The sequence below is a fragment of the Pseudomonadota bacterium genome, from assembly GCA_039193195.1.
Lineage (GTDB): Bacteria > Pseudomonadota > Gammaproteobacteria > Steroidobacterales > JBCBZW01 > JBCBZW01.
The window spans coordinates 1-13000 of record JBCCWS010000040.1 but is presented as its reverse complement, the minus strand read 5'-3'; the positions used below and the strand labels follow the sequence as shown (position 1 = coordinate 13000).

At 61.6% G+C, this 13000-nt stretch carries 13 protein-coding genes; 2 read left to right on the top strand and 11 right to left on the bottom strand.

The annotated features are described in order from the left end of the window. Nucleotides 1–228: 228 nt before the first annotated feature. Nucleotides 229–675 (bottom strand): aldehyde-activating protein, encoded by a 447-nt coding sequence (locus AAGA68_21705; protein MEM9387685.1) that lies wholly within the window; start codon nt 673–675, stop codon nt 229–231. Between the two features lie 172 nt (nt 676–847). Between AAGA68_21705 and AAGA68_21700 the strand changes: the two genes are divergently transcribed. Beyond that, nucleotides 848–1309, top strand: a complete 462-nt coding sequence (locus tag AAGA68_21700) for a GyrI-like domain-containing protein (GenBank protein MEM9387684.1) — start codon at nt 848–850, stop codon at nt 1307–1309. Nucleotides 1310–1327: 18 nt separating this feature from the next. Here the strand turns inward: AAGA68_21700 and AAGA68_21695 are convergent, their stop codons facing one another. The 10 genes from AAGA68_21695 to AAGA68_21650 form a co-directional block, all read right to left on the bottom strand. Continuing rightward, nucleotides 1328–1960, bottom strand: coding sequence for a hypothetical protein (locus tag AAGA68_21695; protein ID MEM9387683.1), 633 nt, complete (start codon nt 1958–1960; stop codon nt 1328–1330). 59 nt (nt 1961–2019) lie between these two features. After that, on the bottom strand, nt 2020–2748 hold the full coding sequence (locus AAGA68_21690; GenBank protein MEM9387682.1) for a class I SAM-dependent methyltransferase: 729 nt from the start codon (nt 2746–2748) through the stop codon (nt 2020–2022). A gap of 177 nt (nt 2749–2925) precedes the next feature. Continuing rightward, entirely contained in the window at nt 2926–3327 is a 402-nt protein-coding gene (locus AAGA68_21685) for a hypothetical protein (GenBank protein MEM9387681.1), read from the bottom strand. 299 nt (nt 3328–3626) lie between these two features. Then, on the bottom strand, nt 3627–4085 hold the full coding sequence (locus tag AAGA68_21680) for a hypothetical protein (GenBank protein ID MEM9387680.1): 459 nt from the start codon (nt 4083–4085) through the stop codon (nt 3627–3629). A gap of 125 nt (nt 4086–4210) precedes the next feature. Then, nucleotides 4211–4894 (bottom strand): hypothetical protein, encoded by a 684-nt coding sequence (locus AAGA68_21675; protein ID MEM9387679.1) that lies wholly within the window; start codon nt 4892–4894, stop codon nt 4211–4213. Between the two features lie 179 nt (nt 4895–5073). Beyond that, entirely contained in the window at nt 5074–5886 is an 813-nt protein-coding gene (locus AAGA68_21670) for an alpha/beta hydrolase (protein ID MEM9387678.1), read from the bottom strand. Between the two features lie 177 nt (nt 5887–6063). Continuing rightward, entirely contained in the window at nt 6064–6525 is a 462-nt protein-coding gene (locus tag AAGA68_21665; GenBank protein ID MEM9387677.1) for a GNAT family N-acetyltransferase, read from the bottom strand. Between the two features lie 1779 nt (nt 6526–8304). Further along, nucleotides 8305–8451, bottom strand: coding sequence for a hypothetical protein (locus tag AAGA68_21660; GenBank protein MEM9387676.1), 147 nt, complete (start codon nt 8449–8451; stop codon nt 8305–8307). 749 nt (nt 8452–9200) lie between these two features. Further along, nucleotides 9201–9500, bottom strand: coding sequence for a hypothetical protein (locus tag AAGA68_21655; GenBank protein MEM9387675.1), 300 nt, complete (start codon nt 9498–9500; stop codon nt 9201–9203). Between the two features lie 1175 nt (nt 9501–10675). After that, nucleotides 10676–11269, bottom strand: a complete 594-nt coding sequence (locus AAGA68_21650) for a hypothetical protein (GenBank protein ID MEM9387674.1) — start codon at nt 11267–11269, stop codon at nt 10676–10678. Between the two features lie 760 nt (nt 11270–12029). On the opposite strand from AAGA68_21650, the gene AAGA68_21645 reads away from it, so the two are divergent. Beyond that, on the top strand, nt 12030–12884 hold the full coding sequence (locus AAGA68_21645) for a hypothetical protein (protein MEM9387673.1): 855 nt from the start codon (nt 12030–12032) through the stop codon (nt 12882–12884). The last annotated feature ends 116 nt before the right edge of the window (nt 12885–13000 follow it).

Here is a 13000-nt window from a genome sequence, read left to right as displayed (position 1 = left end):
GACACACGGCTGCCAAGGCGATGTGGTACGCAGTGGTAGGCCTCAGCCCATTAATCACTGCCGACGTTGCACCGCGCGGCGCGGACCGGCGCGATCTCGCCGAGTGTCTCGATGGCGGCGCGCTTACCGATGGTTCTCCACGTGGACAGTCAGGTCCATGTCCCAAGGGGCAGCGGCGACTTCCGGGCGCAGCAAGGCCATGCGTGTGCACGATCGCAGCAACCCAGGTCAACCGCGTTGCTCCAACCTGTCGAGGACCGCCTCCATCTCCACCCTGCCCCACAGACTCCCCCAGCGCGCCCGCTTTCCCGAGCCATCGAGACCCTTCGGCGAGGCAGGCTGGGCCTCGCGGAGTAACTCACGATCCTCGAGCTGCCGCGCATTGACCGCGCCGCGCCAGCCATCCTCGAGCTCCGCCACCACTGCCAGCAGCTCACCGCAGAGGGTACAAGACAGGAAAAAGGCCTGCCTCGACCCCTGCTGATCCCGGCGCCAGCCGCTCACGCTGCGCAGCGAGATCCTCGCCTGCGGTGCCGAAAGATAGGCCACTCCCCGGGGCACGCAGAAACCGCAATCGCAGGCGCGTGGCGTATAGCTGGACAGGGGCTCGGGCAGCACGATGCTCACCGAGCAGTCGCCACAGGTGCAGGATCCTGTGTGGGGGTTCTCACTCATCGCGATCATACGTCACCTAACATATCCATTCTCAACTCTCCCTTACCCACCCCGTGCATCGTAGGGTAATATGGTAGGCCATGTGGCGAGATGGCTTGCCCTTCGACGAGGTGTCCGCTGCGGCGCGACAAGATCCGCGCCTTCGGTACCCCCGACTACATGGAGAACGGTCATGGATGTCGAACGCAAGATCCTGCAAGAGCAACACTACCTTTACGTGGATCGCCAGTGTGAGTACGGCCCGAAGATCGGCGAGGCGATGGGCTCGGCCTTCGGGGAGGTGTTCACGTTCAACGCGCAGCACGGCATCGCGCCGATCTCGATGCCGATGACCGTCTACCTCGAAATGGACCCTCGTATCTTACGCTTCAGGAGCGGTTTTCTTGTCACGGCCGAAGATGCGGCGAAGGCGAGCGGTAACGTCAACGCTGCCACGCTGCCCGCGGGCGATGTGATGACCACTATCCACGTGGGCCCCTACGACTGCATGAACGAGACCCACAAGGCACTCTGGCAACTGATGGAGGCGGAGGGTATCGCGTGCGCAATGCCGATCTGGGAGATATACGTGGACGACCCCGAGCGTGTTGAGCCGTCGAAAGTGCGCACCGAAATCTATCGGAAAGTGGGCTGAGCGACCGAATCCACACGCCTAGAGTGATATCTCATAGGCAACGATTAGCTGTGACCCGTTGTTGGCCTGCGCCAACGACAGGCTCACACGCTCGAGCCCCGGTACAAGCTCGAAGGCGATTGCCTGCGGCGTCGAGGACACGCGTGGTGCTAACGCCTCGACCAGCTCGCTGACGCCCACCGGCACCACCTCCGCCAGGCGCGCCAGGCGCTCGAGCGCTAGTCCGGCAAGCGTCCCCGTCGGGACACGCTCGAGTTCGAATGCGTAGGTGATGGTGGCTGGCGCACAGCCAGACTGGGAGATGAGCACCCGCTCCCCGCTTCGAAGCCACACCCGCTCGGCCACCGTGTAGGGCGCCGGGCGGGCTAGCTGGTACTGGCGCACGACGCTAAGGGTGGTGTTCACGACGGGATGCGGAACACCGAAGACGCAGTCTTCTTCTGCCGCCTGGCCTGAATTCGCAAACGCCTGGGCGCACCCGAGCAGGGCCGCACCGAAACCCCCACCCGCCAGCGCTATCGCCCGTCGCAAGTTCTCCGCCAACCAGCGTATAGCACGTCGTTCAGTCTTCCCTATCCACCAGCCCATGGCGATCGGGCTAGCGCGCCGCTCGACGGTCAGCACGCGTCCAAACGCATCGATAGCTTGCATGGCGCTCTCCATTCCCTAGTCAGGCGCTGCACATCGGATCCGAGCCCCGCGGCTCGCCTTCATGCGCAGACCACTAAGCGGTAGCCCAAATCCAATTCAATAAGATTCGCCTGGGCACGGTTCCTGCGCGCCCAGGTACCGGCATCCAACTCTTGCTGCAATTTGAGCAGGCCCGCGGTGCAATCGATCTTGTCGAAGGTGGAGATCGCTGAGCGAACGCGCTCGTCAAGGTAGGCCGAGGGCCTCTTCCAGTAGGCTCCCAGAAATCCGTCTGTACAGTCTGAGGGAATCTCCACCGGCGTCACCTCTACCGCGCCAAGCGCCGCACGGAAGACATCGAGCGGTGGAAAGATCTGACGGTCGATCCTCAGAATCTCGGGTAAGTAGTCTTGCACCAGCCAAAAGCCGGCGTGCTCGGGGTCCCACGTCAACACGACCACCGCGCCACGCGTCACACGCCGCATTTCCGCAAGCCCCGCCAACGGGTCGTCCCAGTGGTGCACTGTTAGCACTGCGAGGGCCGCATCGAACTCATCTGACTCGAACGGCAGTGCCTCCGCCCGTGCATGGACTGCTGCGCCCGCGCCCCGACTCCTCAGCATCTCGAACGATGCATCCACAGCAATCACGTCCTGCTTCGAAGGCTCGTAAGACCCTGTGCCGGCGCCGACGTTCAGCACGCGACGACTGCCGGCAAGTGGCTGGTCCAACCGCGCCGCAAGTCGCGGATCAGGTTCGCGGTAACGGGTGTAGACGGCGGCGACGCCATCGTAGTAGCGGCTGACCATCTACGCGCCCATCCCACTCATCAGACGCCTGATGGTCTCATGCTGTACGCGGCGCTGAAGCGGGGTCCCGGCGACGGAGGGTATTGGGGGCCGAAGACGCGTACCACTCACCCCTGGGCCCAAGCGCGCGATCAGCGCCGACCTGGCTACGCAGCGCTTCGCCTAGTGTCCGCACGCTCATCGCTGCAGCCGGGATACTACGAGCGCGGAATCCACCGAAAGATCACCCTCGGTCCAAGCCTCACGAACTGGCACCCCCAACTGTACGAGGAACTCATGCTCCGCAAGGGTCTGCCCCTGCCCTCCTGAAGTCCCGATTTCGACCACTGACACCGTAGCACTCACTGCCTTCGCCGAGTGCTCCGTGAGCCGGATCTGCAGCTCGACTCCCCGCAGCCGGATCGGAATGTAGCTACCGTTGCGGACACTGTCCTGATGATGCACCGAATGGGACTCCCCACCAAGCTCGAGCACGACGTCGTAGTTGCACCGATAGATCTTGGCCTCGCCCGCCGCCGCGGCGCCGACCAGCCCCCAAACGATCAGCAGCGTCGGAAGCCGTAAGATGTGCCGAAACACGTCAACCTCCATGAGCTTGGGGGAACCGTGCCCCGTTCAGTGCGGACCCGAGGGAAGCACCGCCTCTAGTGTCGCCGCCGAAGACGTCCGAGCATTCCCGCGCTATCACAACCGATCGGTACCCCCCACGATGAGTTCTTTGGTTCATTGGCAGGCTATCGCTCTAGTCCCCGTTTGAAGGCGCAATAGATGCATTGACACAAGCTAGCTTCATCCCCGTCCTCCACGCCCTGTTGATCGCTCGCTTCAATTCGAGCCATCGCGATCAGACCTCCCGCCCTGACCTCGAACGTTGGGCGTCAAAGCTCCCCCTTCCGGACCTCTTCAGCCGGCGCTTCCTTGCTTGGCAAGGCACCGCCAACGAAGATGGCGTTCGCCAACACCTTCTCGCCGTTCAGCCACACCTCGAAGGTCCACATTCCGGTGGGTGCCGTCACGGGCGGGGTGAACCACTGCCACACTCTCTTCGTACCACCGCAGGGATCGAAGGTATGCTCGTACGTATGGACGAGCGTCCCATACGCATCGAACAGCTTACCAACGTGGGTCTGCTCCTCGTCGGGCAAGCTCGCGTAAGTTGTGTACATCACCACCTGAGCGCCCGCTTGCACGATGTCGACGCGGTCTACCGGCAACGTATCTTCGAGCGCGCTGGTGAAAAAGTTGCGCACTGTATACCCCGGGCCACTCGCCGTTTCCGTCGCAGTGAACGCAGGCGTGCACGTGACGCACGATAGGAGCGCTACAAGCCATTTCATATCGATCTCCTTCGGTCCGAATCTCAGTAAGCACACAGGGGTTTAGCCGCCAAAGTATCACGGATGCCTAACGCCCAGTAGCATCCGTCCCGACAAGGCACGATTTGACGCGCGCTCGCTAGCACTCACTTGCTACCCAAGAACGAGACCAAGGCGAGCCCGCCCTCAACGCTGGTGGACCAGGAAGCCGATTCCTCGAACTCGAACCACGGCTCAGTTCGCATGTCGAAGAGGATACTCGACCACGTCGGTCCCGCGCCCTCGACGCCGCCCATGGCTTGAATCTCGCACGTCGCCGACCGACAGACCACTGTAAGCACGTCGAAGCCGAGCGCCTTGGGATGCCCAGCCAGGAACTGCTGCACCGCTTGTTCCATGAACGGCGCCCAAGCATCCTCGCGACGCTCGGTCTCGAGCGCCGCATGGCGTTCGGACGGTGTAGCTCCGCTAGGATCGGGTTCCGCCCCCTCCCTCACCAGCGAACGATGGGATTGCGCCACCACGATCCGCTCGGCGGACGCCAACATAGGCGGCGGGTCGACCCCCGGCGCTAAGGCTGCAACTTGCTCTGGATCCGCCGCGGAGCCAGGCGTCCGCGATTCTCCTCCCACGACAGCCTGCTCAGGCTCGCCAGCGGGCGTCGCGAGCGGCATGATCGCCGGAGCGGCGTCCGCGTCGACCATCGCCGCAGGACGTTGCGCGAGAGTCGCGCCATCGCGCTCGACCACGGAAGGGCCACCTAGCCTGAGGATCCCGGCACACGCCACGGCCCCCACCAATACGCCCAGAGCAAAGGAACGAGTCTCCATCAAGCCTCCGCGTGTCCGATCCACATGCGATACAACGTCCGCGCGAGCGTCGCTGGGTTAACTCTCCCAACAGAATGCCACGATCCGCTGCGCCCAAACCGAAGACCATTCCATGCCCGTCGCAATTCGACGCTTTCGCGGGCAACGTAGACCTCCTGGCGCTCACCCGCTGGCCCTGATCACAACTCGGATGCGAGCCCATTGCGACTAAGAAACGCCATCACCTGCGTGACGGGGCTGGGACAGTCATTGTGACCACACCGAGGCGAGATCAGGTGGCCGTGGCGAGCCATGTCCGCCAGCCTCTGCCCATGCGCATGGGGAATGACGGCGTCCTCAGTGCCGTGGTAGATCAGCACCGGAATGCCCAACGTACTAACGATCGCGGCGTTGTCAAAGCGATCCAGCAGCAAGAAGCCCGGAAACCCCTTGGAGGAGACGAGCCGTCTCAGGGAGAGGAATGGAGCCTCTAAAACGAGTGCCGCAACGCGCCGCTCGCGGGCCAGAACAGACGCGATTCCAGTGCCGATGGAGCGGCCGTAGGCGATCACGCGACCCTCGCTGATGTCCTGCCGCGTTATCACAGCATCAAACGCTTGTAGCGCCGACGCCTCTATCGACGCCGAGCTCGGCGAACCCGCCGTGCCGCCGTAGCCGGGATACTCGAGCAGCAGCACGGCAAAGCCGAGTGCACGATACGCTGCAAGCCTCTCCAACGACCATATCGCAAGCTCGGCGTTTCCGTGGGCGTAGACGATTAGGGGCGCTGGTAGCGGACCGCGCTCAGGGAGGGCGAGGAAGGCCCCGCCGATATCGACGGCAATCTCCTCCACCCCCAACCCAAGAAGCGTGGGACCGCCCCACTGCGGAGCAGGGAACAGCACATGCCTCTGCATTGCCAGAAAGCCGACCGCGAACACGCCAAGGCCGGTGAGCGCCAGCGCAACGACCTTGCTCAGCAGCTCTCCCGCCATCACATATCGACACCGCACGCCAGGCACCTTCGCACTACACCGACCGGCTGCCAGCTCGCGGCTACCAGAAGGCACTTGGTCAGCGAATCCCAGCACAAACATAGGCGGATCTGCCGCTCCTCTGCGCCGCTAGGAGCCCCTCGTCCAAGCGGCTGGGTCATCGACAGTCTCGGTGGTATTGCCCGCCTCAACGCACTAGGACTCCCACACCATATACGTTACGTCGACAGCGTCGGCACCGAAGCGCCGGAAAAACCCTTGCGCTTGCGCATTGCTGCGCGCTACCGTCCAGTACGCTCGCGCAGCGCCGAGTGCACTCGCCACCTCGCCCGCCGCGCTCATCAACTGCGACCCGATGCCTCGCTTGCGACGGCTACTGGCTACGTAGAGATCGACCACCTGCAAGGTTCGCTCAGCCTGTTCTGCATCGTATCCGATGGTGTGAATGAGGTAGCCAACCAGTGCTTCCGACGGAGCGTCTGCCACTAGGGTTGCAAACGCCGCCCCTGGCCGGAATCCATCGCGCATGAAACTGTCCACCGTCAAACGGCCTTGAACCTCTTCATCTAGATCTCGGAGGTAGCGTGTGAACTCGCCATACAGGCGCAGGACCTCTTGCGCGTCGTTCTCGTTGGCTGGCCGTATATGGATGCCCATCGCTTGAGCCTATCTCGTTGAAGAGCTAGTAAATACGATAGCCAGGCGTCTAGTGGGCCGCTTGGCAAATAAGGTGACGCTCAGCGAGTAGCACGGGCGCCATCGCGGCGTTGCATCGCTTGCTAATGGCGATGCCATTGGCTGCGCGACGCGCCTTGCTGACGCTGCCCCTACGCTGACTGAGCGTTACCTTACTTACCAAGCGGCCCATTAGGCACCTCGGTCACGACCAGACTTGGCGTGTTTCCACGCCTCGTAGGTCTTCTCAGCGTCCATCTGCTTTAGCTCGTACCAGGCAGCGATTGCGTCGCCTCTCGACACACCCGTCTGGTCCTTCATGAACGCAGACAGAAAACTGATGTAGCGACCCGATCTCGCCTGCGCAAAGGACCCCTCGATCTGGCAGAGCTCTGTGTAACTTGCGCGCCAACTGTCCGTAGGTCAAGGTCGCGCCCGCAGCGAGCTGCTCCTCTCGCCACCGGCTTAGGCGGTACTTGGCGCCTGACTTTTTGCGCTGTCCCGGCGCCATGCGCAGTCGCTCTCTCTCCAGGAATGCTCTCGTCGCAGCATCGTTCGTGTAGCGGCGTACACGGCGGCGCACTGAAAGGGGCGTTTCGCTGTCGCGTGGACCTTCGCCACCGCGCGTTCGCGCAGCGCGGGGCGTGCCTACGGTGCCCGATTCCAGAACGGTACATGCGGGAGCGGCGTTCCACCACTCTACCAGCCGGCCAATTGATCGGCGAAGGGACTGCGGATGGTGACCTAGGCGGGCCACAGTCAAATTGCCTAGCCAACTCGATATCCGCGTCCTCAAATGCGATACGGTACCCCCCAAGTTCACACCGGGGGACGTGCGACCCGTGTGGTGGCCGCTAGCGCGAGGACTTGAGTTGCAGCGTGACGCGAGACCAAGTCACATTCGTCTTGCCTGGAATGACACTCGGCGCTCGCCTTTGGACGGCGACGGACCTGAATCCAAAGGCTTTCGAGGCCTCGATCGTCTCATCGGCGTCCGTTGGAAACACCCTCGTCCCTACTCCAGGAGGGCCATGGCGCAGGGATACGCAAAGAACTCCACGCGCCTGCAGCAGCGCACCAAGACGCTCTAGCCCTGCAATTCGCTCGGACGGATCCAGGTGGTGCCAAACCCCCTCGACTAGGATGAAGGAGTAGCGGTCGCCGACAGTGCCCAAACTCTCGAGGTACGGAAGACTGTCCATGATCCAGCGGACGCCGTGACGGCCATAGACCTCGACCGCAGCTCTCCGGAACGGTGCGAACGGCTCTACGGCGTCCACCCTGTACCCCATCCTCGACAGCCAGGCAGCATTCTGTCCGACGCCGGACCCCGCATCCAGCACTGCAGCGCCTGCTCTGGGCAGATAGGGCAAGAACGCTGAACAGACCTCTTCGAACCGCAGTCGTTGGCTGGCAGTCGTAAACTCTTCGATCGCCGACCCGTAGCCTGCGACGCCAGCCGGCTGCCTCATTTGAGCCATGTTCGCGAGATGGTTCCCCGCCTCACGGTGCCCATCCGCCGCCCAAGAGAGAGTTCGCACGCACCAGGCCTACGGCTTTGCTCTGCGCCTGCGAATTCCCGCGCTCGAGCGCCACGAATGCGCCGCTACGTGCCCAGCCATCATCAAATGCCCCCCTCAGTCGCGCGCGCTCCTGTTCGCGGACAAGGCCCAGCGCATCCGACAGGAGCGTCAACCTCACCGACGCGTCGGTCCGTTCCTGCCACCACGCCGCGACTTCCGCCCAGAGCTGCGCTACGGCCTATCGAGTAGTGACGAGAGAGGTCGCGAATGCCAGCGGTTCGAAGGGGATCGTCTCTAGCCCAACATCCTCCAAGCCGGTATCGATGAGCAGCAACTCACCCACGTCGTGGATCTCGCCCAAGCCGCCTGTTCTGGAGTGGAACACGCTCCCTGTCAACTCTCGATATGGCCTATCATATTAGCTCAGTTGCTGCCCCGCTGAGCCCTCGATTTGCGCGCGAGCACACCAAGAGACCGATCAGTAGCAAGCTTGCTGCGGACCCCCTGGCCCGGTGAGCTCGCCGAGCTGTGCCCGGCGGGCTTCGACGCTGCGCTACTCGGCGCCGGCTCACAGCGCACCCGGATCGCGACCGCAGAGGCATAGACCAAGCTCGCTCCGACACGCACCCAGCGCAGGCAGGATCGTCAAGTCAGCACGAGCCCTTAGTCCCGCCCGATTCACCTCTGCTGCCCGCCACCTGGTCCAGACTTGAAACAACTCTGTGTATCCATGGAAAAGCAAGACCCTGAGAGGATTGATGCCGGGGTCACGGCGTCCAACGCGCTGTCAGCAGCGATTCAACCCCCGCACGCTACCCTGGACTCGAGTTCACTCGCCAACGGACTCTAGCGCCTCCCGACAGTTGTGCTGAAGAACGGCTTGCTGCCCGGACAACTCTTGCAGGAGACTCCGGAGGATTCGCATCGAACCAATCAGCTGATCTGGATCTTGCGCATCGCGCGAGAAAAAGAAATCCGATAGACGCCTAAGCGTTACATTGACATTTGTCTGTGATAGGTAGGCTTGCGAGATCACATAGGAAACTTCGAAGTCGATATGCGACGACACAGAGCTTTGCTGAGCCAGCCGCCAAGACGACTCGCTGTAGAAGTCTTGTATCAGCCCCCTCTCCATCAACCGTCCATGGCGATGCCATCCGCAGTCAGCAAGCTCTGCATGAGCTCGTCCGAGGCCAAGTGCCCATCTATCGCCTCGATCACCGTTCGATGATAGGGCAACCATTCGTCAACGACTGCGAGGTTCCTGGTCATCTCGTCAGCAATATGGCTGATGAGCTCATCGACCATGTGCGCATCCCGTCGCTGCTCCAACACGCTGTCGAGGAACAGAGCCAGTAGCACACTAAAGACGATGAGTACTGCCTCGATCGCGTATCGCGCAACGCTCTCGTTGGTACGTGCCGAAGATGTCATCTCGATAGGTTCAGTTCACTGCTGCTACAGAGCGCACAGTGGATCAGCCTCGATGCCCCCAGAAGTCGCATCTGCATGACGGCGCACATCGCCGTTGGCCCGCCCTGAGGGTTCCTACGGGACGCCGCGACTGGGGTGCCCAAACATGCGCTCAAGCGAGCTGTACGCCGCTTCGACCAGCGCCGCACGGAGTACTCGCATGGGACATACTCGGGCGTGTCCCTGTGTTGGCAACCGACCAGGTAGTAAGCGCCTAGCTGAAAGCCGGCGAAGTACCCGACACCCGTCCGCGTGGAGCTCTCCTGCCTCACGGCGCTCTTCCGACCTTCCTCGTCCAGTTCCGGGGCATCGGAGGGAATCGACGGCAGGTAATTGGACTTCGCCACAAGTGATCCCACAAGCTGCGGGTCCCCTTTGTACGCTCTAGCGACTGAGTAATTCGCACGCTGCTCGGCGTACCATGCCACCCCGTGCGACGCTAGCTGCACATCGGTAACGAGAGCGACGAATACGTGATCACTACCACCGAGGTGCTCGTTGAGACTCGCCCCGGTACAGCTGGCGACAACTTGGCCACTGCAGCTGCTAATAGCGCAAACGCCTCGGTAGGCATCTCCCTAACCTCCTTCATGTGCTGCCTAACGTCAAGGGTGAGCGCGCCGGACATGGGCCGCTCGAGCAACCCGGAAGGGAGGGCGGTGCCAACTTTCCCATCCAGCATAACTAGTAGTGTGCTGTCCCAGAAGTTCGTTGAAAAATACGCACGGGGCTCTTCGTTCCTGGGTGCCGCGCGACGACGAGCGTGGCAGGCCCCACGGGAGGAGGAGCAACGTACCCCGGGGGCGAAAAGTATCCGCGTATTTTTCAACGAACTTCTGGGACGGCACACTAGATGCCCGTCACACCCAGCAGCGGCGGGATCGCTCCTGCGGTGCGGAGCCAAACGGAAGTTGTCCGCCATATCCCACAGGATCGTACTGAGGGGATCTCCACGTCCAGAAGCACACCTAGCGGTTCTCCATGGCGCTTGAATCGAAGACTGCCTGACCGCTCCCTCATCTCTACGCCGTACGGGCCCATCCCGAAACAACACCCTCTCTCGGCGAAGGGGCGCACGATCTGCCCAATTTCTGCCCACTTCCCATCGTCGCCCCCAACCCTCTGATTAGGGGAGCTCATGATCCCTGCGCATCGCACGCTTCGCTCTCTTCGAAGGCCATCAGGTGTTCTTCGAATACACCCCTGAACAACTGCTCGGCGCGACCAAGCCGTTTCCCTTGGAATGGCGCTCTGCCATAGCGTCCCTCGCTCGCTATTCGAACGTTGAACAGCAACTTCCCCGGCCTTGGAATCATCGTGACAAGTTCGCGAGTCCCACGCGACCTCGGCGTGTAGCTCGCGATCACCTCGCGGTTGTTTCGATGCGGCTTCCAACCAAGCGATTGAGCACACGCCATTGCTAGCGCGCGGTTCTCCGCCGCGTGGTCCCTTGCGGAAAACACCTGCAGGCGATACGTACTCATGACAGACCGATAGCCCGCGGCCGCCCATAGCATTCCGCCCGCATAGGCCAGTGCCAGGGATGCTAGAGAGTCAATCAACGGCCACAGTAGCAGTGCCGCGCCTGGCGCGAGGACAATGCTGGCGACGAACGAACCAAACCAGTCATCCAGCGTGTCGTGCACCGCGTTCCCGCGTCGATCAAGTCGCACGAGGCGACCCTCCCGCTCACTCCCCCGCGTATCGATCTTCTCGAAGAAATCCGTCATTCAACCGCCCAGCGTCTGCGAAGATGGCGGCCCTACCCGTTTCAATCCTGGTTGAACCCGAAAGCCATCTCCCGCCCGTAGGTCTACAATCGCGTTCCCAAGGCTTCCCTAGAACAGGGCTCTCGTGCCAAAGGGTCATCGTCGCAGCAGCACGCGCAACGTGCAACATGCAGACTCCCGTTGTGATGGTGACGCGCTTGCACAGATCACGCAGTTCCCACGATCCCGCCTCCCAGCGTAGTTGCTGCCATCTAACTCATCGAACTGACGGCGCACCGTCTCTCCTCACCGAAGCCTTCGAATTCTATACCTGTTTACACAGTTTCAGATCCGAGCAACGTGAGTGCCGAGTTCTTTCGCCACCTATGTTGCCGCGACAGCAGCCTCATCCACTCTACGAACGGCTTCTCCACGGCACTCGTCATGTGATGCCTAATTTCCTTTCTAGCCATACCTCCCTACTTCTCCGGGAAGGACATGTCCATAGTTCGTGGGGAGACCCTCGTCCACAGACTTTGAGATGTGGACAGCGGCGATTCGCATGCCCCTCAAACTTTGCTTCGATATCCGCAGCCGTTGAGTCAGGCGTTCGTTCGCAAGTGCAGGGCCGCAGCCGGGATATGGTCATCCTATTCCACGATACACACTCGAGGACGGCGGACAATATCAATTCCTATCTGGACTTGATCGAGGACAGAATCACCGGTGAAGGTAACTTCCCAGTGGTCTCCAAAGAGCTGCAATCGCGAGTGTGAACTGAATGAGAATTCCCCATGTTGCACTACTTGCAATGCGCGGACTCTCGTTGCTGTGGTTGGTACGACACGAGGCCGATCCCGCATACCCGAGGGTCACAGAGATCATCGATCAGCCTCAGATGTACGACGGTGAACACATCGATAGGCTCGTTGCCCTTGGGCCTGCGGGCGTTCCGCAGATCGGACTTGGGCTCACGGCTGGAGAGGAGTTTCCCCTCAGATTTGTGTTCGCACTCGGTGAATTGGGCACCGGCGAGGCCGCAAGCCCGCTCCTCCAGTATCTGTCTAGTCGTGCCTCCTTCGATTCCAATGATGATAGCTACGTCACGGCCCTGACCCTGCGTGCTGTTGGCCACATCGGCGCCGAAGAGGCACTGAGTCCCCTGGGCAACCTACTCGTCGAACCACAGGTGCATCCTCGGGTCCGATTGGCAGCAGCAGCGGCTTATCTTCGCTCCGCGGCCGGAGGTCGAGACGAACGCGCCGAGAAAGTTCTATTGGACCTCTATGCGAACCGAACTGAGTACCTAGCTGACTCGAATTCGGGATTCAGCGACGCTGAACTCTACGGTGCTTTGTCAGCGTCAGCATCTGGCGAAATCAAGGAAATCCTGCTTTCAGCCCTAGGTGCGGGTGTCTACGGCAAGGTGGCGGAGACGATCGTCGACTACTTCGGACAGCACAGAGATCCCAGATCGGGCAAGGCACTAGTGGCTCTTGCGAGCAAAACAGATCGCCGCCCAGACATCCGCGTGAAGGCCGTACTTACCGCGGCTGCTTTGCCGGAAAATGATGCAGTTGTCGACTTTGCAACCGCTCAAGCACTCCTCAACTGTGCTAGTCGCGACCTGATCTGACAGTTATCGACCTCGATGGCCGTGCAGTTGTCAGATCAGTTCAGCGAACTGACTTTGCTCTCCCACAAGCCGCGACCATCCACCAGCGTCTGCATGGGCGTCCGTCCGCAACACAT

Bases quoted from the DNA above. Each gene is read 5' to 3' on its own strand.
- AAGA68_21700 (MEM9387684.1), top strand. From the start codon at position 848: ATGGATGTCGAACGCAAGATCCTGCAAGAGCAACACTACCTTTACGTG.
- AAGA68_21705 (MEM9387685.1), bottom strand. From the start codon at position 675: ATGAGTGAGAACCCCCACACAGGATCCTGCACCTGTGGCGACTGCTCG.
- AAGA68_21650 (MEM9387674.1), bottom strand. From the start codon at position 11,269: ATGACGGATTTCTTCGAGAAGATCGATACGCGGGGGAGTGAGCGGGAG.
- AAGA68_21655 (MEM9387675.1), bottom strand. From the start codon at position 9,500: ATGACATCTTCGGCACGTACCAACGAGAGCGTTGCGCGATACGCGATC.
- AAGA68_21645 (MEM9387673.1), top strand. From the start codon at position 12,030: ATGAGAATTCCCCATGTTGCACTACTTGCAATGCGCGGACTCTCGTTG.
- AAGA68_21680 (MEM9387680.1), bottom strand. From the start codon at position 4,085: ATGAAATGGCTTGTAGCGCTCCTATCGTGCGTCACGTGCACGCCTGCG.
- AAGA68_21695 (MEM9387683.1), bottom strand. From the start codon at position 1,960: ATGCAAGCTATCGATGCGTTTGGACGCGTGCTGACCGTCGAGCGGCGC.
- AAGA68_21675 (MEM9387679.1), bottom strand. From the start codon at position 4,894: ATGGAGACTCGTTCCTTTGCTCTGGGCGTATTGGTGGGGGCCGTGGCG.
- AAGA68_21665 (MEM9387677.1), bottom strand. From the start codon at position 6,525: ATGGGCATCCATATACGGCCAGCCAACGAGAACGACGCGCAAGAGGTC.
- AAGA68_21690 (MEM9387682.1), bottom strand. From the start codon at position 2,748: ATGGTCAGCCGCTACTACGATGGCGTCGCCGCCGTCTACACCCGTTAC.